Genomic DNA, 25,275 nt, shown 5'->3' on the forward strand with positions numbered 1-25,275 from the left:
GCAGGCATAGCGCATTAGGAGAAACCGCCATGGACGGCGGTTTCAGGTGAGACAGGCAGGGACGCCTGTCGCAACCGGCCTCAATGCGGTATGGCGGAGGGAGGGAAGTTGGCAAAGCCAACCGTCTGATAGGGCAAAGGCGCGGGTTGCCAGGGGCCGCGCCTTCGGCCCCTGGCTCGGTCGAGGTGCGGGAGTCTCATGATGCACCTCTCATTTATCGACCGAAAGCGTCACGAGTACTTCAAAAAAACGCTAACTGACACGCATTACGGCATCGCCGGGCTTTTTTTATCGCGCAGCGCGGTTCAGTGCTTCGCTCACGCGTTCGACGACGTGCTGGGCGGTGACGATGCCGCCGGACAGATAGACCTCGGCCGCCGGCAGGTAAACCACCTGGCCTTTTTTCACCGCCGTGGTTTTCTTCAGCGCGGTGCCGGTGAGGATTTTCTGCGGCGCCACCGCGTTCGGCCGACCGGTCGCGGCATCTCTGTCGATGACGAACAGCCAGTCCGGGTTCAGTTTGGCGACCTGCTCAGGCGTCAGCTTATTGCCGCGCACGTCTTTTTCATCGGACTGCAGCGCGGACGAGAAGCCGAGGGCGTCATAGACGAAGCTGAAACGGCTCTTGGGGGCGTAAGCGCTGATCTTGCCGCCGGAGAACAGCACCACCAGCCCGCGTCCGGCCTGGGCGGCCTGCGGTTTGACCGCCGCGATCTGCGCATCCAGCTTATCGATCGCCGCCTGCGCCTGTTGCGGTTTATCGAACAGCTCGCCCAGCTGGCGGGTGCGCTGTTTCAGGCTGCCCAACTGATCCTGCTGATCGACGGACATGTTCAACGTCGGCGCCAGCGCGTTCAGCTCGTCATAGGCTTTGGACGCCCGGCCGGCGATCAGGATCAGATCCGGTTTGGCGGCGCGCAGCACGGCCATATCCGGCTCGAACAGGGTGCCGGCATTGAGGTATTTGTCATCCTGATAGCGCTTCAGGCTATCCGGCAAGTTCTTACGGTTGCCGGGCAGCGCCAGCGGCTCGACGCCCAGCAGCTGCAGCGTTTCCAGCGAAGCGTAATCCAGCACCACGATGCGCTGCGGGTGCTTCTTCACCTCGGTGCTGCCGTTCAGGTGCTGGACGTTGACGGTGGCCGAGGCCGCCGGCGCGTCGGTTTTGCTGTGGCAACCCGCCAGCGCCATCGCGGCCAGCAGGGCGATCATCAGGGGGGAGCGGCGTAATCTCATGGGGCTTCCTCTCGGTGATGGAATGAAAAGGGCGCGCAGCGCGCGCCCGGGGGCATCAGAAGTTGTAGGTCATGCCGACGGTGTAACGGCGGCCGTCCAGCGTGGTGCGGTAGTGATCGTAATCCACGGTCTTGTCGAGAATGTTGTAGACCCCGCCGGTCAGCTGCAGGTTTTTCGCCGCCTGGTAGCTCAGGCCCGCATCGACGAAGGTGTAGGACGGGGTGCTGGTCTCCATCGACGTGCGGCTCAGGTAGTCTGAGGTGCGGCTGCGGAAGTTAACGCGCGACCACAGGCTAAGGTCTTGCGTGGCCTGCCAGTCCAGCACGGTGTTGATCATGTGCTTAGGCATCTGGTTCAGCGCCTTGCCCTGGAACTCGCCGCTCTTCTGCTCGGAAGCGGTGTAGGTGTAGTTGGCGTTCCACTTCCAGTCTTTATTGATCTGCCAGCCGAAGGTGGCCTCTACGCCGCGCATATTGGCTTTGTCGACGTTGACGCGATCGCTGATAAAGTCGTAGACGTCATTGCCGATCTTACAGTCCGGCGTGTCTTCGCAGCGGCGCACTTCGGTGATCTTGTTCTTGAAGTCGGTGTTGAAGACCGTCACCCCGGCGTTGACGCCTTCCAGGCTGTCCCACATCAGGCCGATCTCTTCGCTCAGGCTCTTCTCCGGCTGCAGATCCGGGTTGCCGACGATGATGCCTTTACGCACGCCGCCGCCCGTCGCCTGGCCCCAGCTGGCGGAGGATTGGCGCAGATCCGGCGAACGGTAGCCGGCGGAGACGCCGCCTTTCATTGTCCACTGTTCGGTCAGGTGCCACACGCCGTACATGCGCGGCGACCAGTGGCTGCCGAAGTTCTGATCGCGATCCATACGGATGCCGCTGGTCAGACTGAAGTCGTTGGTCAGCGCCCATTCGTCCTCGGCGAACAACGCCCAGCTCCAGCGCGTCAGCTGGTTGACGTCTTGCGCCGAGCTCAGCTGGTTGCCGCTGTCGCCCAGTTTCTCATAGCGGTATTGGCCGCCGAGGTTCAGCATGTGGGCACCCAGCTCGAACTGGTTCTGGGTGTTGAAGATGGTGTTGTACATCTTCATCTTGCGGCCCGGGTTGTTGGTCTCTTCGCGCTGAACGTAGCTGGTGGAGTTGCCGAAGTCGTAATAACCGTTGTGGGTCAGCGAGTAGTTGGTGCGGGTGTAGAGATCTTCGCTGCGTGAGGACGGTTTGCACTTGCCTCTGCTGCAGCGCTCCGCCGCCACCGATTTGCCCGGCGTGCTGTTGCGATCCTGCAGCGAGCGGCCGATTTCAAAGTCGAATTCGTTTTTCTCGTCCGGGGTCAGGGTGAACACCGCGGTGCCGCTGCGCATGCGCTGTTCGTTGTAACCGTTGACGATTTTATCTTCCGCGCGCGCGACAGCAGGCCGTTGACCCGCACGCCGAGCAGGCCTTCAATCAGCGGACCGGACGCGTAGGCGTTGGTCTGGAACAGATCGCCGGAATCGCGGTTTTCCTGAAGGGTGGCGTCGCCGTGCAGCGAGCCTTTCCACTCGGTGCGAGAGGTCTTGCGGGTGATGACGTTGATCACACCGCCCATGGCGTCGGAACCGTACAGCGAAGACATCGGCCCGCGCACCACTTCGATACGTTCGATGGCTTCCATCGGCGGCAGCCAGCCCTGTTCGATGCCGGCGTTATCGCTGTTCGGCCGGGTGCCGCGGGTATCGACGCGCTTGCCGTCCACCAGAATCAGCGTGTACTTGGAGGACATGCCGCGGATGCTGATGTCGCTGCTGCTGGCGCCGCCGGTGACGACCACGCCCGGCACGTCTTTCAGCGCATCGGTCACATCGCGATAGGCTTTATCTTCAATTTGCTGGCGCGGGATCACTGAGATGGAAGCGGCGGAGTCCTGAATTTTTTGCTGAAAGCCGGAGGCGGTGACGACCATGGTGTCCTGGGCGTCAGTCTGCGGCGCGGCCAGCGCGGCGGTGGCGCTGAGCGAGGCGATGACCATGGCGGCGAGCTTGCTGTAACGTGGCGTTTCCATGAGGTAAACCTTTCCTGGATTGAAGTGAAAGTAATTAACCAATTGAATTTCTAATGAAATTATTCATCGTTCGCTGAGAAATCCGGTGCTTCGTCAGCGTTGCGTGAGGGTATTGTAAGGATTTTTTACTTAATGTAAACGCTAATGATAATTCATATCATTTGTATGATTGTTATTCTGGCGGGAAAGAGTAACCGGATGAATTAAAGGGAAAACCGGCGCAGCGGATGTGCGCCGGGGAGGATCAGCGTTTCTGGATGTAAGTGATGGCCAGCGCCAGCGCCAGCACCAGGCCTTTGATAATGTCCATGGCGTAGTAGGGCACCGACAGCATCACCAGGCCGTTTTGCAGCACGCCGAGGATCACCGCACCGATCAGGGTGCCGAGCGCATTGGGTTTGCCGGAGCCGGCCAGCGAGAAGCCGATGTAGGCCGCCGCCACCGCATCCATCAGATAGCCACCGCCGGCGTTGACCTGCGAAGAGCCGATACGTGACGCCAGCAGGATGCCGCCAAGCGCCGCCAGCCAAGAAGAAATGACGTAAGCGGCAACCCTGTAACGCACGGTGCGAATGCCCGACAGGCGTGCCGCCTCGGGGTTGCCGCCGATGGCGTACATGCGGCGGCCGTGCTTGGTCAACGACAGGAACAGCTGTACCGCCACGGTGACCGCCAGCATGATCAGCACGATCACCGGCACCTGGCCGAGGGCGGAAAACACTTCCGGGATCAGGCCTTCGGCCATGTCGCCATTCGGCAGCACCATGTTTTGGGTGATGGAGCCGCCGTAGCTGTAGGTCATCGCCACGCCCTGGATCACGAACAGGCTGGCCAGCGTCGCCAGCATATCGGGGATTTTGAGCACCACGATTAGCAGGGCGTTGAACAGGCCGACCAGCGTGCACAGCAACAGCGTCACCACGATGGCGCCGGTGGTGCCGAACCCGTGCCAGACGAACAGGGAAATCACCAGCGCGTTGGCCAGCGAGGCGGTCGAGCCGACCGACAGATCGAAACCGCCGACCGACAGCGAGATAGAGACGCCGATGGCGATCACTGTCACGATGGCGATCGAGCGCAGGATATTGATGATGTTGTTGGCATCGAGAAAGTTGTCCGACGCCAGGCCAAACAGGGCGACCAGCGCCGCGACGGTCAGCAGCATGCCCCACTTGTAGAGGAAATCAAACAGCTGTTGGCGCCAGGGCAGCGCAGGCCGCAAGGCAAATTCTTTACTCACGCAGGGGTTCCTCCGGTGGAATAGAGCAATAAGGTTTCTTCGTCGGTATCGGCGGCGTTCAGCTCCGCCACGATGCGGCCATCCCACAGCACGCAGATGCGATCGCACAGGCCAACCAGCTCGGCGAACTCGCCGGAGGCGTAAATCACGCCTTTGCCGGCGCGGGCCAGGCCGTCGATCAGGCTGAACAGTTCCTGTTTGGCCTTGATGTCCACGCCCTTGGTCGGCTCATCGAAGATCAGCACGTCGGCGTCGCCGCGCAGCCACTTGCCGATCGCCACTTTTTGCTGATTGCCGCCGGACAGGCGCGCCAGCCGCTGTTGCGGGCCGGAGGCGCGAATGTTCAGACGCTGCATGATCTCGCGCGCCCAGCGCAGCTCTTGCCGCCGGCTGAACAGGCTCCAGCGCGAGAAGCTGTCATCGGCGCTGACGCTCAGGTTCATCGGGATCGCCTCATCGATAAAAATGCCTTCTTTGCGGCGTTCTTCCGGCACCAGCGCCAGCCCCTGTTCGACCGACAGATGCGGCGCACGCGGCGCCCAGGGCTGCCCGCGCAGTTCGCCGCGTTCCAGCTGCGCGGCGCCGGCGCCGAACAATGCCTTGCACAGCTCGCTTTTCCCGGCCCCGGCCAGACCGGCGATGCCGAGGATCTCGCCTTCATGCAGCCGCAGCGAAACGTCGCGCAGCTTATGGCGATCGCGCAAGCCCTCCACCTGCAGCAGCGTACGCTCCGCGTGCGGCGGGCGCGGCGGCGGGAAAATGTCGTCCAGCCGGTGGCCGAGCATTTTCTCTACGATCTGTTCGCCGCCGAGGCCGCGCATGGCGTCTTCGCTGACGCGGCGGCCGTCGCGCAGCACCGTCAGCCGATCGCAAATGTCGCTCAGTTCGTGGATGCGGTGAGAAATGAATACGATGCCGATGCCTTCGGATTGCAGGCGGCGCACCACGTTGAACAGGCGCTCGCTCTCGGCGCGATCGAGCGGCGCGGTCGGTTCATCGAGCACCAGAAAACGGCAGCGGTGCGACAGCGCGCGCGCCAGCAGCACCTGCTGTTTTTCCGCCAGCGTGCAGTCCGCCAGACGTCTGCGCGGATTGAGCGGCAGCGCCCATTGCTGCAGCAGCTGTGCGGCGCGGCGGTGCAGTTCCGCCCAGTTCAGCCAGTGGCCCGGTTCGTTCAGCCAGTCCAGCATGATGTTTTCCGCCACCGACAGCGTGGGGATCAGCGCGACATCGACTTCTTGCTGCACCACGTGGATGCCGTGGCGGCGCGCCTGCAGCGGGGAATGAATTTCCACCGCCCGGCCGTCGATCAGGATCTCGCCGCGGTAGTGATCGTGGGCGCCGGAGAGGATCGCCATTAGCGTCGACTTGCCCGCGCCGTTGGCGCCGACCAGCGCGTGGATTGAGCCGCCGTGCAGCGTGAAGTCCACGTCCTGCAGCGCGTTGAAGCCGGCGAAGGCGATCGAGATATTGCGCATCTCGAGGCGCGAAGGCGTTGCGGTTGACATTGCGTAGTGAGGCCGTTTAGATGTTTAGATGGCTGTTTTGCTCTGTTGTAACACAGATTGCGCCGTTGGCAACCAACAAAATGGCATAACGGCGATGAAAGCGTGGGCGGACAGGGGCGCAACCCGCGTCAGGCTGCGCCGGAGCGATAAACGGTCAGAAGGTGGTGGGGGTGTGTGCGCTGACGATGCGGCAGATGCGCGCCGACGTATTGCTGAAGCTGTGCGGAATGCCGGTGTTGATGGCGTAGCTCTGACCGGCGGTCAGGCAGTAACTCTGGCCGTTGATGGTCAGCACGATCTCGCCCTCCAGCAGGGTGCCTATCTCTTCGCCCTGATGCTTGATCTTTTCGCCGGTGGTGGTGCCGGGCTGGTAGGTTTCCAGCATCATCGCCAGGTTGCGCGTCGGGCTGCCGTTGTGCACCAGCTTCATCGACACCCCCTGGCTGCCGATCTCAATCAGGTCCTCGGCGTCGATCACCACGCGCGGTTCGTCGACGGCCTCCGGTTCGGCAAAGAATTCCGACAGCGACAGGCCATACACCTTAAGCAACTTTTGCAGCGTGCTGATGGCCGGGCTGACTTTGTCCTGTTCGATGGTGCTGATCGCACTGTGGGTTAACCCGGACAGTTCGGCGACCCGGCGCTGCGACAAACCCAATTGCTGGCGGATCTGCGACAGGCGTTTGCCCGGTGCCAAGCTGGCTTCGCTCATAGCGGTACTTCCTTCTGGTAAGGGCGACAGGCTGAAATGACGATCGGTATCGGGCGCCTGCCTGGTCGATAACGATGCTGCATGATATCGGTAGTTAGGGTAGGTTTGGAAAATATATTGCCCATGCTCACCGTCAGCGCGGCGGACAAAATAGTTGACGTAAAATGGCATCAAGGCCTTTTCGGTCAATATTTTATCAATTTAGCAGCCGGTGGCGAATAATCAAACAGGATTGTAACATTTGCAAACCCATTCTGTTAAGACTATGTTTCATGTTGTGGATGTTATTTTGAGCGCCCGGCGGCGGCGCGACCTGGCGAGAAATCCAATCATGTGTTGAATCGAACGGCGGACGGGCGCCAACGCGCCTTAAGAGCATAATGGCGGGTGACGTATGCAAACCAATAGCGCAGCAGTTGAACATTTTGCACAGCATCATGAAGAGAGGCGAAGTAGCGCGTTCCAAAATGAGGTCGCTCATTATTTGGAACGCCATCCCGCCACGCAGTATATCGATATCCTTCTCACCGATCTCAATGGTTCCTTCCGCGGCAAACGCATACCCGTCTCAGGGTTGAAAAAACTGGAAAAAGGCAGCTACTTCCCCGCGTCGGTGTTCGCTATGGACATCCTCGGCAACGTGGTGGAGGAGGCGGGCCTTGGGCAGGAACTCGGCGAACCGGATCGCGTATGCCTGCCGGTGCCCGGTTCGCTGACGCCGTCGGCGGCCGATCCGCAGCACATCGGCCAGGTGCTGCTCACCATGCTGGATGAAGATGGCACTCCCTTTGACGTTGAACCCCGCAATGTGCTGAACCGCGTGTGGCAGGCGCTGCGACAGCGCGGCTTGTTCCCGGTGGCAGCGGTAGAGCTGGAGTTTTATCTCATCGATAGGCTGCGCGATGCGGAAGGCGATCTGCAGCCGCCGTGTGCGCCCGGCACTCAGGAGCGCAACACCCAAAGCCAGGTGTATTCCGTCGATAATCTGAACCATTTCGCCGAGGTGCTGAACGATATCGACGCGCTGGCGAAGCTGCAGGGGCTGCCGGCGGACGGCGCGGTGGCGGAGGCGTCGCCGGGGCAGTTCGAGGTCAACCTGCGTCATACCGACGACATCCTGCTGGCCTGCGACCACGCGCTGGCGCTGAAGCGGCTGGTGCGGCTGGTGGCCGAGAACCACGACATGCACGCCACCTTTATGGCCAAACCCTATGAAGATTACGCCGGCAGCGGCATGCACGTGCATGTCAGCATGCAGGACGGGGCGGGCAACAACCTGTTCGCCGACGCCGAAGGCGAGGATTCGCCGCTATTGAAACAGGCATTGGCCGGGATGATCACCCTGATGCCGGCGTCGATGGCGCTGCTGGCGCCGAACGTCAACGCCTACCGGCGCTTCCAGCCGGGGATGTATGTGCCGATCCAGGCCGCCTGGGGCCACAACAACCGCACCGTGGCGCTGCGCATTCCCTGCGGCGAACCGGAGAACCACCGGGTGGAGTACCGCGTGGCCGGCGCCGACGCCAATCCCTATCTGGTGATGGCGGCGATCCTGGCCGGCATGCTGTACGGGCTGGACAACCTACTGCCGCTGCCTGAGCCGGTGACCGGCAACGGGCTGGAGCAAGAGGGGCTGCCGCTGCCGATCCGCCAGAGCGACGCGCTGTACGAGTTTGAACATCAGCACGCGCTGACGCACTATCTCGGCGAGCGCTTCACCCGCGTTTATCACGCCTGCAAGACCGACGAACTGCTGCAGTTTGAACGGCGAGTGACGGAAACCGAGATCGACTGGATGTTGAAAAATGCCTGAATAGGCGTATAAAGTAAGAGGTATGTGCGGGCGACTGGCCTGCCGGCAGCGGATTAATTCGACTGCTGGGCTGGTTTTCCGTGCGATCGACAAAAAGAATTTGTATTTGAGGGTTTCCGGATCTTGTCATTCGGAGGCATTCTGGTGCAAAATATCTCAAATGCAGATAGCCGACGTTTTGAAAGCGTCGGTTATTTTTTTTGCATTATGTTTTACCAACGTAGCGTTTCATACACCAAGCGAGGCCGGACACCGATCCGGATAGATAAATAGTTTCGTGCACGATCAAACAAAACTTTATGGTCGTGACTCATGAGGATTAGAAAGATGGGGCAATTTTTCACTTTAGCGCCGGTGCCCGCCGGTTTCCGCTGTGGCCGCAGCGACTATGGAGCAGCCGAGGTTACCTCGACCCGTTATCCAGCTTACAACCCCCTTCTTTTAGAATTAAGTCGCTCGTTGCGAAGTTTCCCCGCAACCTTAAGTCTTGGCGTGTCCGCCATCCGCAAGGCTCAAGGTAAGGGGGGGCTGAACAATGTCCGATAACACCATCAACGCCGCTCCGGCTCAGCGCACTCAGCTGCGTAAAACCCTGACTTTAGTTCCGGTAGTGATGATGGGCTTGGCTTACCTGCAGCCAATGACCATTTTCGATACCTTCGGCATCGTATCCGGCCTGACCGATGGTCACGTCGCGACCGCGTACGCCTTCGCTCTGCTGGCGATCCTGTTTACCGCCCTGAGCTACGGCAAGCTGGTGAAGAAGTTCCCTTCCGCCGGTTCCGCCTACACCTACGCCCAGAAAGCCATCAGCCCGCACGTCGGCTTTATGGTGGGCTGGTCATCGCTGCTGGACTACCTGTTCATGCCGATGATCAACATTTTGCTGGCCAAGATTTACCTGGAAGCGATCTTCCCGGGCGTACCGTCCTGGATCTTCGTGGCGGTGCTGGTCGGCTTGATGACGATTTTCAACCTGCGTGGCATCAAGCTGGTGGCTAACCTGAACTCCATCATCGTGGTGGTGCAGGTGGCGATCATGATCGTGTTCCTCGGCCTGGTGATCAACGGCATTTACCACGGCGAAGGCGCCGGTACGCTGGTCAGCAGCCGCCCGTTCTGGTCCGATAACGCTCACGTGGTGCCGATGATTACCGGCGCGACCATCCTGTGCTTCTCGTTCCTGGGCTTCGACGGCATCAGCTCGCTGTCCGAAGAGACCAAAGACGCGGAAAAAGTGATCCCGAAAGCCATCTTCCTGACGGCGCTGATCGGCGGCATCATCTTTATCGTGGTGTCTTACTTCGTGCAGCTGTACTTCCCGGACATTTCGCGCTTCAAGGATCCGGACGCGTCGCAGCCTGAAATCATGCTGTACGTGGCGGGCAAGTTCTTCCAGTCGGTGATCCTGGTGTTCTCCTGCGTGACGGTATTGGCGTCGGGCATGGCGGCGCACGCGGGCGTTTCGCGTCTGATGTACGTGATGGGCCGCGACGGCGTGTTCCCGACTCGCTTCTTCGGCTATGTGCATCCGAAGTGGCGTACCCCGGCGCTGAACGTGCTGCTGGTAGGCGCCATCGCGCTGTCCGCAGTGTCGTTTGACCTGGTGACCGCGACCGCGCTGATCAACTTCGGTGCGCTGGTGGCCTTCACCTTCGTTAACCTGTCGGTGATCTCGCAGTTCTATATTCGCGACAAGATGAACCGCACCGTGAAGGACACGTTCAACTACCTGATCCTGCCGGTGATGGGCGCACTGACCGTCGGCGCGCTGTGGATCAACCTGGAAGCCAGCTCGATGACGCTGGGCCTGGTTTGGGCGGCCATCGGCCTGATCTACCTGGCCTTCGTCACCCGCAGCTTCCGTCTGCCGGTGCCGCAAGCGAGCGAAGACGCCGCCTAAGCGCGAGCCGTCTCCTCAGCCACAAAAAAGGCCGCTTTCGCGGCCTTTTCCTTTTCTGCTGCGGCGGATTTTATCCCACCAACTCTTTGCCGTAATCGAACAGCGCTTTCAGCAGGGCGGTTTTCTCTTTGTCGCCTTCGTGCAGGTTATACAGCGATTCGAGCTGCAGCAGATAGCTCTGCACGCGCTCCGCGCTCAAGGCTTCCTGACGATGTTGCAGCCAGCGGCGCTGCTCGGCGTCGTCCAGCGTATTCGGGTAGTTGCGCGCGCGGAAGCGGAACAGCAGCTCTTTCATGCGGCCGTCGCTGAAGGCCAGATCCAGCGCCGGCAGGTTCTGCGGCTTGGTCTGCTGGATAATCCTCATCGCCGCCTTGTCGGCGTCGCTGAAGAAACCGTCGTACAAGCGGGCGTCGACGTCCTCGGAACCTTTGAACGGCTCGGCTTCGGCGAACAGCGCGACCACTTTCTCGCGCACTTCCGGATGCTGTTTCAGCAGCTGCAGATTTTGCAGGCACGCCTGACGATCGATGCCCAGCCGCTCGGCGTTCTCCGGCAGCAGGGTTTTGGCCGGCGCCAGCACCGGGCATTTGTTGATGTGCACCAGCTTGATCGGCACCGGCGCCTGATCCGGCGCCAGATCGTCGCGGCGGGTGTACAGCCGCTCACGCAGCTGCTCGGCGCTCAGCGTCAACAGCGGCGTCATGTCGCCGGCCAGATCGCACATGATCACCGCGTTCTTGTTGTCCGGGTGCCAGGCCAGCGGCGATACCCAGCTGGTATTGCCGCGCGCCGCGCCGAACATGCCGGAGACGTGCACCAGCGGCGTCATGTCGGCGACGTCGATCAGGGCGTTCAGCTTGTGTTTATTGCGGTGCTGCAACAGGAAATCGAACAGCCGCGGCTGCGCCTGCTTGACCAGCTTGGCCATGGCGATGGTGGCGTAAACGTCCGACATCGCATCGTGAGCCTGCGTGTGCTCGACGCCGTTGGCACGCGTCAGGTGTTCCAGGCGGAAGCTGGGGAAACCGTCTTCGTTTTCCGGCCAAACGATGCCGTCCGGGCGCAGAGCGTAGCAGGCGCGCATCACATCCAGCAGATCCCAGCGCGAGTTGCCGTTTTGCCAGCTGTAGGCGTAGGGATCGTAGAAGTTGCGATAGAAGATATTGCGGCTCACTTCGTCATCGAAGCGGATGTTGTTGTAACCGAGAATGCAGGTGCCGGCCACGCTGAAGGCCTGATGGATTTGGCGGGTGAATTCGGCTTCGTTAACGCCTTTGGCGCGCGCCACCTGCGGCGTGATGCCGGTGATCATCACCGCCTCCGGCTCCGGCAGGTAATCGTCGGCCGGGGCGCAGTAGATGACCAGCGGCTCTTCGATAATGTTGAAATCCATATCGGTGCGCACGCCGGCGAACTGCGCCGGGCGGTCCAGCGACGGGCTCTTGCCGAAAGTCTCGTAATCGTGAATATAAAATGTGGCCGTTGCCTTGCTGCTCAAAATCGCGTCTCTTCAGTGGCGGATACAATATGCCTCTATTGTAACGGCGTGGGGAGCGATGCCAAGCGGCGGTTAGCGAAATGCGCGCAATTACGCACGGCGATAATAATTCAGCCGTTGATGAAAGTAGGGGAGCAGGTGGTCGGGAACCTGTTGTTCTGTTTCCGCCTGAGTGGAGGCGATGCCGTAGCGTTCGTTGTAGATCACGCTGATGGCCAGCAAATCGGTTTCTATTTTCTCGCGTTGCGCCTGCGGTAAGCTATCCAGCTTTCGAGCCATCGTTATCTCCCTGTTAACCTTAGGGCATAATAGGATCGTTAGCGGATATTGTCCCTACCCATTCCGGGGGGCAGTCGACGCCTGAGCGCCGGGTTGCGCGCAAGGCGCCTGGCTGTGGCGGGCGGCGAACTCGCTCTCTGCGTGATGTGCCTGGAAGCGATCCACGCGTTGATACAGCGAACAGGCGCCGCCGATCACCGCCACCCAAAACAGGGTGCATAGAAGCAAAACCCCCAACCAGATTTTTTGGTTATAGGTCATAAGTCCTCCACGGACGCTAAGAGAAATAACATTGACCATTAAATTAAATCAGGGGTTACATCAATGGTATTTAAACAGTAGGGATTAATCGTAATCTTGTCCCGACTCTTTTGTTACTAAACCCATGATGGATGTTTCAAAAGATTCCTTAAGATAATATTAAGAAAAGTGTTTAAGGGCGCCGTAATTCTATTTAATAATTGTTTAATTATCCGCAGATACAATCTTCCACATTCAATGCCAATGTGGGTGACAATTATGAAAACGCTGCTGTTGACCGGCGCTACCGGCTTTCTCGGTGGTGCGGTTCTTGAAAAATTATTGATTGAAAATCAGTCTATTAATTATCTTTTACTGGTGCGTGCCGACGATGCGCAGCAAGGGCTGGCCCGTATTCGCGCGAATATGGAAAAATTTAATATCGACGCGAATCTGCTGTCTAAAATTACGATAGAAAATATATTGTTGGGCGACCTTTCCGAGCCGGCCGACTTTTTAACTGACGCACGCATTAACAAAGTCACGCACGTTATTAACTGCGCGGCCGTTGCTTCTTTCGGTAATAACCCGCTCATTTGGAAGGTAAACGTAGAAGGCACACTGGCCTTTGCCGAAAGAATGGCGCAGGTGCCGGGATTAAAACGCTTCCTGCACGTCGGTACCGCCATGTCCTGTTCGCCGGAGCCGGGTTCGCTGGTGTCGGAGAGCGGCGAGTTTGAGGAAGACGCCGAGCACCTGGTGGAATATACGCGTTCCAAATCCACCATCGAACAGCTGATGCGCCAGCGCTGCCCGCACATGCCGCTGACCATCGCCCGTCCGTCGATCGTCGTTGGCCACACTCGCCTGGGCTGCCAGCCTTCCAGCAGCATTTTCTGGGTGTTCGGCATGGCGCTGATGCTGCGCAAGTTCATGTGTTCGCTGCAGGACAATATCGATGTGATCCCGGCGGACTACTGTGCGGATGCGTTGGTGATGCTGATGAACAGCGAAACGCTCGAGAACGACGTTTATCATATCTCCGCCGGTGAGGAGAGCAGCGTCAGCTTTGCCGAAATCGACCGCGCCATGGCGGCGGCGCTGGAAAAGGCGCCGGTGGGCGATGAGTATGCGCAGGTGACGTATGACGCGCTGGTGAAAATGCGCCGTCAGCTGAAAGACATTTTCGGCCCGTGCAACGAGCGGCTGATGCTCAAAGCGATGCGCCTGTACGGATCGTTCGCCATGCTCAACGTGCGTTTCAGCAACGAGAAAATCCTCAAGCTGGGCATGCCGAAACCGCCGCGCTTCACCGACTACATCGCCGGCTGCGTGCAGTCGACCCGCGGGCTGTCCATTCAGCAGCAGATGGTGGTGGACTTCAAATAACCGCCGGGCGCCCTGGGCGCCCGACGCTGTGGTCCGTTACCAGGACGAAGATGACCAGAAGACGCGGCCGAGCACCACCAGTTGCTCTTTGCGCTGCTGATAGCTGAGATGCTCGTCCTGGTACTCTTCCCGGTTGAGGGAGCGGATGATGACGCCGCCGTCCGGCTGTTCGATAAGCACTTTCACCCGCAGCAAATTGCCGTGGCGGATGGCGTAGGTCTTGCCCTCGCGGATGCGCGTGTCGTCGGTGTTGATGCCGACCACGTCGCCGTCCTGCAGGCGCGGCTCCATGCTGGAGCCGGAGATGCGGATAATGCGCGCGGCGTTGACCGCCACCCCCATCTTGTGCAGATAGTAACGGCGAAAGATCAGCGAAAACTCCTCGCGATCGACGATTTCGTAGCAGCCGTCGCCGGCGGAAAAATCGATATCCAGCAGCGGGATCTCCACAAACTCTTCCTTGTCTTGTTCGGTATCTTCCCATACCACCGGTTTCAAGCGGGCGGGTTGGAAGTCCGACTCCGCCGCCACGTTGTCAAACGGGCGCACCAGCTGCTTTTCATGAAACACGTCGAACCAGCCCTTGGGCAAATTCAGCTTGGCCTCGATCCGCCTGGCCAGATTGTCGCCAAGATTGCGGGAGGATTTCTCCCCGATGATTTGGCTCAGCGTCGGCGCGGAAGACTCAACCAGCGTGGCGAATTCATTCTGGTTGACGCCTTGCCGGGCGTAGCGGGCCATCAATTCGCGCAGATTGTTGCGCCTGATTTCTTTAGTTTCCATCGTGCAATGATCGCACTCTTTAGCAAAAAGGTAAATAACGATTTTGCTAAAAAATACTTGCGCATGATTTAGCAATTAGCTAAAACAAAAAGGGTGGGCCAAGGGTTCACCCGTGCGGGGCGGTCTGTCATGATGAGGGGCCGCTCAGTGAAATCAAACGAGAGAGGGACTTTACGATGTACAAGATTGATTACAATAGCTACCGATCGGTCGCCAGCTTCGGCCACCGCGTGCGCTTTCTGGTGCTGCACTACACGGCGCAAAACTTCGCCGACTCGGTGAAGTCGTTGACCGGAAAATCGGTCAGCGCGCACTATCTGGTGCCGGATCCGACCGAGGCGACCTATCAGGCGGCCGGCTTCAGCGGCGTGCGCATCTTCAACCTGGTGGACGAGAATGAGCGCGCCTGGCATGCCGGCAGCAGCCAATGGGGCACCCGCAGCAATATCAACGACACCTCGATCGGCATCGAGATCGTCAACCTGGCGAGCGGCGACGGTGGAAACATCACCTTCCCGCCGTTCAATCCGCAGCAGATCGAGGCCGTCACCCAGCTGGCGCAGAACATCCTGCAGCGTTATCCGGACATCTCGCCGGTGAACGTGGTGGCGCACTCCGACATCGCGCCGGGCCGCAAGAGCGATCCGGGCCCGCAGTTCCCGTGGCAGCAGCTGTATCAGGCCGGCGTCGGCGCCTGGTATGACGAAGCGACCAAGCAGCAGCGCCAGCAGGAATACTGCAGCCAGGGCCTGCCGACGCAGGCCGATCTGCTGAAACTGTTCGCCCAATACGGCTACGACACCTCGGCGGCGAACACCGCAGAAGGCTATCGCCAGCTGGTGCGCGCGTTCCAGCTGCACTTCCGTCAGCAGAAGTATGACGGCGTGATGGATGTTGAAACCGCCGCCGTTCTGCGCGCGCTGGTCGACAAGTACGTCGCCTGAGCCTGAAGGTGAATGGGGGACGCCTCATTCGCCTTTTCCTCGCCGGGCTTCCTCCGCTAAAATAGCGGCCTGGTTGGTCTTTATCGGAGGCACTGTGCGCCTCGATCGAAAAATCTCTTCCCTTGAACTGCTGACCTATCGCCACTATCGCATCGTACACGGCGTGCGCATCGGGCTGGCGTTTATCCTGACCTTTCTGCTGATCCGCCTGCTGGCGGTGCCCGAAGGCACCTGGCCGCTGATCACCCTGGTGGTGGTGATGGGGCCGATCTCGTTTTGGGGCAACGTGCTGCAGCGCGCGCTGCAACGCATTGCCGGCACGGTGTTCGGCGCCGCCTCCGGCCTGATCGCCCTGTATCTGGAGCTCTATTCGCTGCCGCTGATGCTGGTTTGGTGCGGCGTGGTGATGTTCGTCTGCGGTTACCTGACGCTAGGCAAACGGCCGTATATGGCGCTGCTGGTGGGGATCACGCTGGCGGTGGTGTGCGGCGCGGGCGCTGGCGACATGCACACCGCGCTGTGGCGCAGCGGCGACGTGATCTTCGGCTCGCTGTTGGCGCTGCTGTTCACCAGCATCTACCCGCAGCGCGCCTACATTCTGTGGCGCATGCAAATGGCGGACTGCCTGCAAACCGCCGCCCGCCTCTACGGCGCGTATTTTTCGCCGAACGTTATCGAGCGGCCGCGGCTGGAGCCGCAGCTCAAGGATCTGTTGAATCAGGTGGTGAAGCTGCGCAGCCTGATCGTGCCCGCCAGCAAGGAAACTCGCATCCCCAAAGCGGTGTTCGAAGCGGTGCAAACCCTCAGCCGCAATCTGGTGTGCACGCTGGAGCTGATGGCCGATGCTTACTGGGCCTCGCGCGAAACGCACTTCATCATGCTGAATGCCCGCACGCTGCGCAGCACCCAGCTGCTGACGCTGAGCTCGCTGGAGTCGCTGGCGGTGCTGATGCGCGAAGGGCCGCAGGCGCAGCGCCAGGCAGCGGCGGGGCAGCTGGCGGAAATCGCCGGCGAGCTGAAAATGCTGATGCAGGAAGTCAGCGTCGGCCAACACGGCGAAGCGCCGATTTACGGCTACGTTTGGCTCAGCATGGAGCTGGCGCAGCAGCTGGAAGAGCTGGGGGATTTGCTCCAGGTTTGCACCGCCGCCGGGCGCGAATAAGGGGTCAGATCATGAAGGCGGCGCTTTGGGTTTTGGCCGCCGGGGCAAAGTGGGTAAGATAAGCCAATCACTGTTGTGCCGGACCGCCACAAACCTGTATCTTGGTGCCATGTGGCCGTAAGCAAATGAATCTGTGTATTACTAAAGCAAGGGTATAAAGATGGATAATGCAAATAAGCCGAGTTTCCAGGACGTGCTGGAGTTTGTGCGTATGTTCCGCCGCAAAAACAAACTGCAACGCGAGATCGTCGACAACGAAAAGAAAATTCGTGATAACCAGAAGCGCGTGCTGCTGCTCGACAACCTGAGTGAGTATATCAAGCCCGGCATGAGCATTGAAGACATTCAGGGTATCATCGCCAACATGCGCAGCGACTACGAAGATCGCGTTGATGACTACATCATCAAAAATGCCGATCTGTCCAAAGAGCGCCGCGAGCTGTCCAAAAAGCTGAAAGCGATGGGCGAAGTGAAGTAACCCGCTTTATCGGGCCGGGCGCGATGCCTGGCCCGCATTCCTGCCAATCATTTTCTTCCCGCCGTTTCGATCATCTCCCGATCCTCATCGATCTTGTAAATGGGATCGCGATCCGCATTTGTAGCATTTTTAGCCGCAATGTTAACGAACTGTGATTTTGCTCAAACAATTCTTTTTGCAGCTTTGGTTATATGTCGATCAATGTTCACGTTGTCATTTTGAGTTTTCGGGATGTGTGATGATTAATTCATTGAAATTTAACATGTTGTGTCGTTACTCATTTTTTGTTGAATAAAAATGACAACGTCAACATTAATAGAATTCAAGCGTTTAACGAATGTATTGGAGGAAGAGATGAGCCAGTTGCCGGAAAAAATGCGCGCGGTCGTTTGCCATGGCCCGCAGGATTATCGTTTCGAACAGGTGCCTACGCCGCTGCCGAAGGCGCGCGAGCTGGTGATCAAGGTGGAAGGCTGCGGCATCTGCGCCGGCGACTGCAAATGCAAGAACGGTGCGCAGATGTTTTGGGGGGAGAACCCGTGGGTTAAACCGCCGGTGGTGCCGGGCCACGAGTTCTACGGCCGCATCGCCGCGCTGGGCGAGGGCGCGGAAGGCAAATACCGGATCGGCGAGCGGGTGATCGCCGAGCAGATCGTGCCGTGCTGGGAGTGCCGCTACTGCAAATCCGGCAGCTACTGGATGTGTGAGACGCATAACATTTACGGTTTCCAAAAAGACGTGGCGGAGGGCGGCATGGCGGAGTACATGCGCTTTTCCGAGAACGCCATCGTGCACAAGATCCCGGAAAGCCTGAGCCATGAAGACGCGGTACTGATCGAACCGATGGCCTGCGCCATCCACACCGTGGCGCGCGGCGACATCCAGCTGGACGACGTGGTGGTGCTGGCCGGCGCCGGGCCGCTCGGGCTGTGCATGGTGCAGGTGGCGCGCCTGAAGACGCCAAAGAAACTGATCGTGATCGACGCCATCGACGAGCGACTGGCGCTGGCGAAGGAATTCGGCGCCGACGTGGTGATCAACCCGCTGAAGGAAGACGCCGACCAGATCGTCAAATCGCTAACCGGCGGCTACGGCTGCGACGTGTATATCGAGGCCACCGGCGCGCCGATCGGCGTCACCCAGGGGCTGCAGATGATCCGCAAGTTGGGCCGCTTCGTGGAGTTCAGCGTGTTCGGCAAGGAAACCACCGTCGACTGGTCCATCATCGGCGATCGCAAGGAGCTGGACATTCGCGGCGCGCACCTGGCGCCCTACAGCTATGAGATCGCCATCGATCTGTTCGAACGCGGGCTGGTGACTTCCAACGGCGTGGTCACCCACAGCTATTCATTGAACGACTGGGACGAAGCCTTCGCCCTGGCGGACTCGACCGACTCCATCAAGGTGATCCTGGTTCCCTGACCCTCCCGCCGTACCGCTGTTGCAGTCACGACCGTCGGCCCGCTCGCAATGGGGGCCGGCCGGTCGGCCAAACGTAAAGACATGCTGTTGCTCTGATAACCACAACAAGAAGCTTCCCTACAGGAGAATTGGCTATGTTTTCATTATTCAAAAAGACCCTGCCTTTTATCGTCGCCGGTGGAATGTTGGCGGCCAGCCAGGTGGCGCTGGCCAAGCAAATCACGATCGGTATGTCGTTCCAGGAAATGAACAACGACTACTTCGTCACCATGAAACAGGCGCTGGATCAGGCGGCGGCGGATATCGGCGCCAAGGTGTACGTGGCCGATGCGCGCCATGACGTCGCCAAACAGATCGGCGACGTGGAGGACATGCTGCAGAAGAAGGTGGATATCCTGCTGATCAACCCGACCGATTCGGTGGGGGTGCAGTCGGCGGTGATCTCCGCCCATAAGGCCGGCGCGGTAGTGGTGGCGATCGACGCGCAGGCGGAAGGGCCGCTGGATTCATTCGTCGGCTCGGAAAACTACGACGCCGGCTTCCAGGCGGGCGAGTACCTGGCGAAAGCGCTGGGCGGCAAAGGCAAGGTGGCGATCCTCGACGGCATCCCGGTGGTGCCGATCCTGGAGCGCGTGCGCGGCTTTGAAGCGGCGATGAAGAAATACCCCGACATCAAGATCGTCACCAAGCAAAACGGCAAGCAGGAGCGGGACACCGCGCTGACCGTGACCGAAAACATGCTGCAGTCGGCGCCGGATCTGGCGGGCATCTTCAGCGTCAACGACGTCGGCGCGCTCGGCGCCCTGGCGGCGATCGAAAGCAACGGCGCCAAGGTCAAGCTGGTGAGCGTCGATGGCCAGCCGGAAGCCATCAAAGAGATCCTCAAGCCGAATTCGCCGTTTATCGCCACTTCGGCGCAGTTCCCGCGCGACCAGCTGCGCATTGCGCTCGGCATTGCGCTGGCCCGCTACTGGGGCGCCACGGTGCCGAAAACCGTGCCGGTCAAAGTGAAGCTGATCGACCGCAGCAATGCGGCCGGCTTTAGCTGGTAACAGCGGCCAGGTTCGCCCCGCTGTGGCGGGGCGTTCGGCGCGGAGGGCAATGCGGTGACACCTTTACTGGAACTGAAGCGAATAAAAAAGAGTTTTCCCGGCGTGAAGGCGCTGGACGGCATCGATCTGGCCATTCAACGCGGCGAGGTGCACGCCCTGCTGGGCGAAAACGGCGCCGGCAAATCGACGCTGGTGAAAATCATGTGCGGCATCTATCAGCCGGACGAGGGCGATATTTTTATCGACGGCGAGCAGCGCCGCTTTAACAACTATTGCCAGGCGATCGAGGCCGGCGTCGGCATTATTTTTCAGGAATTCTCGTTGATTCCCTACATGAGCGCCATCGACAACATCTTCCTCAACCGGGAGATCAGGAACCGCTGGGGTCTGCTGGATCGCCGGGCGATGCGGCGCAAGGCCGAGGCGATCTTCAAGCGGCTGACGGTGACTATCGATCTCGATTGCCCGGTGGAGCAGCTGAGCGTGGCGCAGCAGCAGTTCGTTGAGATCGCCAAGGCGCTGTCGCTGGAGGCGCGGGTGCTGGTGCTGGATGAACCGACCGCCACGCTGACGCCGGGCGAGGCCGAACACCTGTTCAGCGTGATGAACGATCTGCGGCTGCTGGGCGTCGGCATGGTGTTTATCTCGCACCACCTGGACGAGATCTTCACCATCTGCGATCGCATCACCGTGCTGCGCGACGGCGCCTACATCGAAACGCTGGCCACCGGCGACACCAACGTGGAAGAGCTGGTGCGGCTGATGGTCGGGCGCAAAATCGAGAACGCCTTCCCGGTGAAGCAGCACCCGGTAGATACCGCGACGGTTCTGCTGGAGGCGGAGATCCAGCGCGAGAAGCACGGCGCGACCGACCGCTTCCACCTGCACAAGGGCGAGATCCTCGGCTTCGCCGGGCTGGTGGGCTCCGGGCGTACCGAGACCGTCTCGGCGCTGATCGGCGCCAGCCGCTGCCACCGGAAACGCGTCCGCCTCGGCGGCCAACCGGCGGCGCTGCGCTCCCCGGCGCAAGCGCTGGTGCAGGGCATCGGCCTGCTGCCGGAGAGCCGCAAAACCGAGGGCCTGGTGCTGCCGTTTTCGGTGGCGCAGAACATCACCCTCAACCGGCACCACCGGCGCGGCAAGATCTTCGTCAGCGCCCGCAAAGATCGCGACGTGGTGCAGCGGCTGATCCGCGCCGTGGGCGTGAAAACCCCGGACGCCGAGACCGCCGTCAGCACCCTGAGCGGCGGCAACCAGCAGAAGGTGGTGATCGCCCGCTGGCTCAACAATGACTGCAACATCCTGATCTTCGACGAGCCGACGCGCGGCATCGACGTGGGCGCCAAGGCCGAGATCTACCAGCTGATGCAGCAACTGACCCAGCAGGGCATCTCCATCATCATGATTTCTTCCGAACTGCCGGAGATCATCGGCGTGTGCGACCGCGTGCTGGTGTTTCGCGGCGGCCACATCGTTGCCGAACTGACCGGCGACGACATCGAATCCAACCACATCATGCTTCACGCGACCGGGAGTGCCTTATGATCGGAATTGAACAACCCGCCGTGGCGCGCCGCGCCGCCGGCCCCAGCCTCGGCAAGCGCTGGGAAAAACTGCTGCATCACCCGGCGGTCTTGCCGTTTATCGGCTTCGTTGTCCTGTTCGTGCTGATGAGCCTGTTGAACGACAGCTTCCTCAGCGTCAACAACCTGACCAACGTGGCGCGCCAGGTGTCGATCAATGCCATCATCGCGGTGGGCATGACCTGCGCCATCCTGACCGGCGGCATCGATCTCTCGGTGGGGCCGGTAATGGCGCTGGCCGGTTCGGTCGCCGCCGGGCTGATGCTGGCGGCGGTGCCGATCCCGCTGGCGATGGTGGCGGCGCTGGCGCTCGGCGCGCTGTTCGGCCTGGCCAACGGCGCCTGCATCGCCTACCTGCGCATGCCGCCGATCATCGTCACCCTGGCGTCGATGGGCATCGCCCGCGGCCTGGCGCTGCTCTATACCGGCGGCTACCCGATCTCCGGCCTGCCCGACGTCTTCTCGTTCTTCGGCCGCGGCACGGTGCTGGGCATTCAGGTGCCGATCCTGATCATGCTCGGTGTGTACCTGCTGGCCTGGCTGATGCTCAACCAGCTGCCGTTCGGCCGCTACGTCTATGCCATGGGCGGCAACGAAGAGGCGGCGCGCCTGAGCGGCATCCGCGTGCCGCGCTACAAGATGCTGGTGTACGTGATCAGCGGCCTGACCGCCGCGCTGGCCGGGCTGGTGCTGACCTCGCGCCTGATGAGCGGGCAGCCCAACGCCGGCGAAGGCTTCGAGCTGGACGCTATCGCCGCCGTAGTGCTGGGCGGGGCGGCGATTTCCGGCGGGCGCGGCGCCATCGTCGGCACGCTGGTGGGGGCGATGATGCTCGGGGTGCTCAACAACGGCCTCAATCTGATGAACGTATCGCCGTATATCCAGAACGTGGTGAAGGGCGGCATCATCCTGGCCGCCATCTACCTCAGCTCCGTGCGGCGCAAATAGGAGGCGCGATGTCAGTCTTTCTTGGCATAGACGTCGGCGGCACGGTGATCAAGGCCGGGCTGTACCGGGCAAGCGGCGAAGAGCTGGCAGTCGCCGAGCGCGACGGCGCGGCGATTGCCGCCCAGCCGGGCTTTAGCGAACGCAATATGGACGCGCTGTGGGATGACGTTTGCGCGGCGATCCGCCAGACGCTGCATGCGGCGGGGCTGGCGGCCGGGCAGGTGCGCGGCGTCAGCTTCTCGGCGCACGGCAAAGGGCTGTACGCCATCGACCGCCACGGCAAACCGGTCGGCAACGGCATCCTCTCTTCGGACAACCGCGCGGCGGCAACAGTGGCTGAGCTGCGCCGCGCCGGCGTGGACGCGCAGACCTACCCGCGCAGCCTGCAGCCGCTGTGGCCCAGCCACCCGGCGCTGCTGCTGCGCTGGCTGAAGCAGCGGCAACCGGCGCAGTACGCCGCCGTCGATCGCATCCTGATGGCGCACGACTACCTGCGCTTTCGCCTCACCGGCGAGGCGGCTGCCGAAGTGACCAACATCTCCGGCAGCAACCTGTTTAACCAGCGCAGCGGCGCTTACGATCCGGCGCTGATGGCGGCCTTCGGCATCGAAGAGGCGCAGGAGAAGACCGCGCCAACGATCGGCTCGGCGCAGCTGGCCGGGCGGGTGACGGCCGCTGCGGCGGCGCAGTGCGGCCTGCGAACGGGCACCGCGGTGTACGGCGGCCTGTTCGACGTGGTGGGCGCGGCGCTCAGCTCCGGCGTGGCCGACGATCGCACGCTCAGCGCGGTGGCTGGCACCTGGTCGATCGCCACCTGCGTGACCGAGCGCATCATTCCTGCCGACTATCCCTACGCCTGGGGGCGCTACTGCATCGACGGCCGCTATTTCGTGCACGAAGGCAGCCCGACCTCGGCCGGCAACCTGGCCTGGTTCCTGCGCCAGTTCTGCGCCGACGACCGGCAGCGCTACGCCCAGTTCAACGCCTGGGTGGCCGAGCGCCGCGAGCAGCCGAGCGGGCTGCTGTTCCTGCCTTATCTGTACGGCTCCAACCTCGGCGGCAACACGCCGGGCGGGCTGATCGGCCTGAGCGCCCACCACGAGATGGCGGACGTGGTGCAGGCGATCTACCAGGGCATCGTGTTCTCGCACCTGATCCATCAGGAGCGCATGGTGCAGCTGAACCCGCGCATCGAGCGGGTGCGCATGACCGGCGGGCCGACGCAGTCCGAGGTGTGGATGCAGATGTACGCCGACGCCGGCAACCTGCCGCTTGAGGTGGTGGAAACGCGCCAGAGCGGCTGCCGCGCCGCCGCCCTGTGCGCCGCCGTCGGCGCCGGGGAGTACGCCGGGTTCGCCGAAGCGATCGCCGCCGCGCCGCCCAAATTGCGCTGTTATTATCCCGCGACCGCCGCCCATCGGCGCCTGCGCGCCCAGCAGGCGCGCTATCTGGCGGTCGCTCAGGCTTTGAGTGAGGTGACTGATGCAAACGACTAACGCCGCCTGTCTGGGGCTGTATGAAAAGGCGCTGCCCGCCGATCTGAGCTGGCCGCAGCGGCTGGCCACCGCCGCCGAGCTGGGCTTTGAATTTGTGGAGATGTCGATCGACGAGCAGCCGGCGCGCCAGCAGCGGCTGGACTGGGATCGCCGCCAGCGGCTGGCGTTTATCCAGGCGCGGCTCGACAGCGGGGTGACGGTGCCGAGCCTGTGCCTGTCGGCGCACCGGCGCGATCCGTTTGGCAGCGCGGACGCCGCCACCCGCGAACGGGCGCGGGTGCTGATGAGCAAGGCGCTGGAACTGGCGACGGATCTCGGCATCCGCAACATCCAGCTGGCGGGCTACGACGTCTATTACGAACCCGCCGATCGCCACAGCCGCGAACGCTTTATCGAGGGCATGCAGTGGGCGGCGGCGCAGGCCGCCAGGGCGCAGGTGATGCTGTCGGTGGAGGTGATGGACACGCCGTTCATCAACAGCATCAGCAAATGGCGCGACATCGCGCGCCACGTCAACAGCCCGTGGTTCACGGTGTATCCCGATCTCGGCAACCTCAGCGCCTGGGGCAACGACGTCGCCGCTGAGCTGGCGCTGGGCATCGGCAGCATCACCGCCGTGCACCTCAAAGACACCGTCGCGGTGGGGCCGGGCAGCGCCGGGCAGTTCCGCGACGTGCCGTTCGGCGAGGGTTGCGTGGATTTCGCCCACGCCTTTTCCGTGCTCAACGCGCTCGGCTATCGCGGCCCCTACCTGCTGGAGATGTGGGCGCGCGAAGACGGGCAGGATAAGCAACGCATCGCCCAGGCCAAGGCCTGGATCGAACAACAGATGAATGAGGGAGGCATCGCATGCTGAACGAACTCAAGCGGCAGGTGCTGGCCGCCAACCTCAGCCTGCCGGCATACGGGCTGGTGACCTTTACCTGGGGCAACGTCTCGGCGATCGATCGCCAGAGCGGGCTGGTGGTGATCAAGCCTTCGGGCATCGCCTACGAGGCGATGACGCTGGCGGATCTGGTGGTGGTGGATCTGGAGGGCAAGGTGCGCGAAGGGCACCGCAAGCCCTCATCCGACACCGCCACCCACCTGGCGCTGTACCGCGCCTTCGCCGATATCGGCGGCGTGGTGCACACCCACAGCCGCAACGCCACCATCTGGGCGCAGGCCGGGCAGCCGATCCCGGCGCTGGGCACCACCCACGCCGACTACTTTTACGGCGACATTCCCTGCACCCGGCCGATGAGCGAGGCGGAGATCGCCGGGGATTACGAGGGGGAAACCGGCAAGGTGATTATCGAGACCTTCAATCAGGCGGGGCGCGATCCGCAGCAGGTGCCGGGGGTATTGGTTTACTCCCACGGCCCGTTCGCCTGGGGCAAGGACGCGGCGGATGCGGTGCACAATGCGGTGGTGCTGGAAGAGGTGGCGATCATGGCGATGGCGACGCGCCAGCTGGCGCCGGCCATCGCCCCGATGCAGCCGGAGCTGCTGGACAAACATTTCCTGCGCAAGCACGGCAAACACGCCTACTACGGGCAATAGCGCC

The 25,275-nt window shown here is 61.4% G+C and carries 21 protein-coding genes and 1 pseudogene; 13 read left to right on the top strand and 9 right to left on the bottom strand.

The genetic code is table 11. The features are described from left to right. Positions 1-288: 288 nt before the first annotated feature. The 5 genes and pseudogenes from ITX55_RS20285 to puuR all read right to left on the bottom strand — a co-directional run bounded on the left by ITX55_RS20285 (position 289) and on the right by puuR (position 6,739). Positions 289-1,236, bottom strand: coding sequence for a siderophore ABC transporter substrate-binding protein (locus ITX55_RS20285; protein WP_094142130.1), 948 nt, complete (start codon positions 1,234-1,236; stop codon positions 289-291). Positions 1,237-1,291: 55 nt separating this feature from the next. Continuing rightward, a pseudogene (locus tag ITX55_RS20290) lies at positions 1,292-3,279 on the bottom strand (ligand-gated channel protein). A gap of 244 nt (positions 3,280-3,523) precedes the next feature. Beyond that, entirely contained in the window at positions 3,524-4,519 is a 996-nt protein-coding gene (locus ITX55_RS20295) for an ABC transporter permease (RefSeq protein WP_047574337.1), read from the bottom strand. Then, complete coding sequence (locus ITX55_RS20300) at positions 4,516-6,027, bottom strand: sugar ABC transporter ATP-binding protein (protein WP_047025339.1); 1,512 nt, start codon at positions 6,025-6,027, stop codon at positions 4,516-4,518. The genes ITX55_RS20295 and ITX55_RS20300 overlap by 4 nt, the downstream gene beginning before the upstream one ends. A 154-nt stretch (positions 6,028-6,181) precedes the next feature. Continuing rightward, on the bottom strand, positions 6,182-6,739 hold the full coding sequence (gene puuR / locus ITX55_RS20305; RefSeq protein WP_016927000.1) for an HTH-type transcriptional regulator PuuR: 558 nt from the start codon (positions 6,737-6,739) through the stop codon (positions 6,182-6,184). A 394-nt stretch (positions 6,740-7,133) separates the two neighbouring features. Here puuR and ITX55_RS20310 point away from each other — a divergent pair, with 394 nt between their 5' ends. Together ITX55_RS20310 and ITX55_RS20315 are read left to right on the top strand one after the other, a co-directional pair. Then, positions 7,134-8,552 (top strand): glutamine synthetase family protein, encoded by a 1,419-nt coding sequence (locus tag ITX55_RS20310; protein ID WP_223085326.1) that lies wholly within the window; start codon positions 7,134-7,136, stop codon positions 8,550-8,552. A 535-nt stretch (positions 8,553-9,087) separates the two neighbouring features. Beyond that, positions 9,088-10,455 carry an APC family permease gene (locus ITX55_RS20315; RefSeq protein WP_025303526.1) on the top strand — a complete coding sequence of 456 codons (1,368 nt, stop codon included), beginning with the start codon at positions 9,088-9,090 and terminating at the stop codon, positions 10,453-10,455. A 70-nt stretch (positions 10,456-10,525) separates the two neighbouring features. On the opposite strand, the gene sbcB is transcribed toward ITX55_RS20315, so the two are convergent. The 3 genes from sbcB to ITX55_RS20330 form a co-directional block, all read right to left on the bottom strand. After that, complete coding sequence (gene sbcB / locus ITX55_RS20320; protein ID WP_033643788.1) at positions 10,526-11,953, bottom strand: exodeoxyribonuclease I; 1,428 nt, start codon at positions 11,951-11,953, stop codon at positions 10,526-10,528. A gap of 90 nt (positions 11,954-12,043) precedes the next feature. Beyond that, complete coding sequence (locus ITX55_RS20325) at positions 12,044-12,232, bottom strand: DNA polymerase III subunit theta (RefSeq protein WP_033643787.1); 189 nt, start codon at positions 12,230-12,232, stop codon at positions 12,044-12,046. A 54-nt stretch (positions 12,233-12,286) separates the two neighbouring features. Then, positions 12,287-12,493 (bottom strand): hypothetical protein, encoded by a 207-nt coding sequence (locus tag ITX55_RS20330; RefSeq protein WP_046896373.1) that lies wholly within the window; start codon positions 12,491-12,493, stop codon positions 12,287-12,289. A 258-nt stretch (positions 12,494-12,751) separates the two neighbouring features. On the opposite strand from ITX55_RS20330, the gene ITX55_RS20335 reads away from it, so the two are divergent. Continuing rightward, entirely contained in the window at positions 12,752-13,861 is a 1,110-nt protein-coding gene (locus ITX55_RS20335) for an SDR family oxidoreductase (protein WP_033644325.1), read from the top strand. 36 nt (positions 13,862-13,897) lie between these two features. On the opposite strand, the gene ITX55_RS20340 is transcribed toward ITX55_RS20335, so the two are convergent. Next, positions 13,898-14,644, bottom strand: coding sequence for a helix-turn-helix transcriptional regulator (locus ITX55_RS20340; RefSeq protein WP_033643785.1), 747 nt, complete (start codon positions 14,642-14,644; stop codon positions 13,898-13,900). A 176-nt stretch (positions 14,645-14,820) separates the two neighbouring features. On the opposite strand from ITX55_RS20340, the gene ITX55_RS20345 reads away from it, so the two are divergent. The 10 genes from ITX55_RS20345 (at position 14,821) to araD (ending at position 25,271) form a co-directional block, all read left to right on the top strand. Further along, positions 14,821-15,588, top strand: a complete 768-nt coding sequence (locus ITX55_RS20345; RefSeq protein ID WP_042785041.1) for an N-acetylmuramoyl-L-alanine amidase — start codon at positions 14,821-14,823, stop codon at positions 15,586-15,588. 94 nt (positions 15,589-15,682) lie between these two features. Then, positions 15,683-16,750, top strand: a complete 1,068-nt coding sequence (locus ITX55_RS20350) for an FUSC family protein (RefSeq protein ID WP_223085328.1) — start codon at positions 15,683-15,685, stop codon at positions 16,748-16,750. 160 nt (positions 16,751-16,910) lie between these two features. Continuing rightward, entirely contained in the window at positions 16,911-17,228 is a 318-nt protein-coding gene (tmaR, locus tag ITX55_RS20355; protein WP_004935612.1) for a PTS system regulator TmaR, read from the top strand. 354 nt (positions 17,229-17,582) lie between these two features. Next, entirely contained in the window at positions 17,583-18,650 is a 1,068-nt protein-coding gene (locus ITX55_RS20360) for an erythritol/L-threitol dehydrogenase (protein WP_016927009.1), read from the top strand. 134 nt (positions 18,651-18,784) lie between these two features. Further along, positions 18,785-19,702 carry an ABC transporter substrate-binding protein gene (locus tag ITX55_RS20365; protein ID WP_016927010.1) on the top strand — a complete coding sequence of 306 codons (918 nt, stop codon included), beginning with the start codon at positions 18,785-18,787 and terminating at the stop codon, positions 19,700-19,702. Positions 19,703-19,756: 54 nt separating this feature from the next. Then, a complete protein-coding gene (locus ITX55_RS20370) occupies positions 19,757-21,247 on the top strand; it encodes a sugar ABC transporter ATP-binding protein (RefSeq protein ID WP_108681483.1) in 1,491 nt (496 codons plus the stop codon). Then, positions 21,244-22,233: an ABC transporter permease gene (locus tag ITX55_RS20375; RefSeq protein WP_042785039.1), complete on the top strand. Its 990-nt coding sequence runs from the start codon at positions 21,244-21,246 to the stop codon at positions 22,231-22,233. The genes ITX55_RS20370 and ITX55_RS20375 overlap by 4 nt, the downstream gene beginning before the upstream one ends. 8 nt (positions 22,234-22,241) lie before the next feature. Next, the gene (locus tag ITX55_RS20380; RefSeq protein WP_042785037.1) at positions 22,242-23,729 is read left to right on the top strand and encodes an FGGY-family carbohydrate kinase; all 1,488 of its coding nucleotides are present in this window, start codon (positions 22,242-22,244) and stop codon (positions 23,727-23,729) included. Continuing rightward, positions 23,716-24,585: an L-ribulose-5-phosphate 3-epimerase gene (locus ITX55_RS20385; protein ID WP_099784130.1), complete on the top strand. Its 870-nt coding sequence runs from the start codon at positions 23,716-23,718 to the stop codon at positions 24,583-24,585. Before ITX55_RS20380 ends, ITX55_RS20385 begins: the two co-directional genes overlap by 14 nt. Then, entirely contained in the window at positions 24,579-25,271 is a 693-nt protein-coding gene (araD, locus tag ITX55_RS20390; protein WP_021505898.1) for an L-ribulose-5-phosphate 4-epimerase, read from the top strand. The genes ITX55_RS20385 and araD overlap by 7 nt, the downstream gene beginning before the upstream one ends. Positions 25,272-25,275 lie beyond the last annotated feature (4 nt).

Origin of the sequence: Serratia sp. EWG9 (assembly GCF_019913725.1) — a bacterium.
In the GTDB taxonomy this organism is placed as follows: Bacteria; Pseudomonadota; Gammaproteobacteria; order Enterobacterales; family Enterobacteriaceae; genus Serratia; species Serratia ureilytica.

What these genes read in the sequence shown, in the direction of transcription:
- ITX55_RS20285 (WP_094142130.1), bottom strand. Translation starts at nt 1,236, where the DNA reads ATGAGATTACGCCGCTCCCCCCTGATGATCGCCCTGCTGGCCGCGATG.
- ITX55_RS20300 (WP_047025339.1), bottom strand. Translation starts at nt 6,027, where the DNA reads ATGTCAACCGCAACGCCTTCGCGCCTCGAGATGCGCAATATCTCGATC.
- puuR (WP_016927000.1), bottom strand. Translation starts at nt 6,739, where the DNA reads ATGAGCGAAGCCAGCTTGGCACCGGGCAAACGCCTGTCGCAGATCCGC.
- ITX55_RS20310 (WP_223085326.1), top strand. Translation starts at nt 7,134, where the DNA reads ATGCAAACCAATAGCGCAGCAGTTGAACATTTTGCACAGCATCATGAA.
- ITX55_RS20315 (WP_025303526.1), top strand. Translation starts at nt 9,088, where the DNA reads ATGTCCGATAACACCATCAACGCCGCTCCGGCTCAGCGCACTCAGCTG.
- ITX55_RS20325 (WP_033643787.1), bottom strand. Translation starts at nt 12,232, where the DNA reads ATGGCTCGAAAGCTGGATAGCTTACCGCAGGCGCAACGCGAGAAAATA.
- ITX55_RS20330 (WP_046896373.1), bottom strand. Translation starts at nt 12,493, where the DNA reads ATGACCTATAACCAAAAAATCTGGTTGGGGGTTTTGCTTCTATGCACC.
- ITX55_RS20335 (WP_033644325.1), top strand. Translation starts at nt 12,752, where the DNA reads ATGAAAACGCTGCTGTTGACCGGCGCTACCGGCTTTCTCGGTGGTGCG.
- ITX55_RS20340 (WP_033643785.1), bottom strand. Translation starts at nt 14,644, where the DNA reads ATGGAAACTAAAGAAATCAGGCGCAACAATCTGCGCGAATTGATGGCC.
- ITX55_RS20345 (WP_042785041.1), top strand. Translation starts at nt 14,821, where the DNA reads ATGTACAAGATTGATTACAATAGCTACCGATCGGTCGCCAGCTTCGGC.
- tmaR (WP_004935612.1), top strand. Translation starts at nt 16,911, where the DNA reads ATGGATAATGCAAATAAGCCGAGTTTCCAGGACGTGCTGGAGTTTGTG.
- ITX55_RS20360 (WP_016927009.1), top strand. Translation starts at nt 17,583, where the DNA reads ATGAGCCAGTTGCCGGAAAAAATGCGCGCGGTCGTTTGCCATGGCCCG.
- ITX55_RS20365 (WP_016927010.1), top strand. Translation starts at nt 18,785, where the DNA reads ATGTTTTCATTATTCAAAAAGACCCTGCCTTTTATCGTCGCCGGTGGA.
- ITX55_RS20375 (WP_042785039.1), top strand. Translation starts at nt 21,244, where the DNA reads ATGATCGGAATTGAACAACCCGCCGTGGCGCGCCGCGCCGCCGGCCCC.
- ITX55_RS20380 (WP_042785037.1), top strand. Translation starts at nt 22,242, where the DNA reads ATGTCAGTCTTTCTTGGCATAGACGTCGGCGGCACGGTGATCAAGGCC.
- ITX55_RS20385 (WP_099784130.1), top strand. Translation starts at nt 23,716, where the DNA reads ATGCAAACGACTAACGCCGCCTGTCTGGGGCTGTATGAAAAGGCGCTG.
- araD (WP_021505898.1), top strand. Translation starts at nt 24,579, where the DNA reads ATGCTGAACGAACTCAAGCGGCAGGTGCTGGCCGCCAACCTCAGCCTG.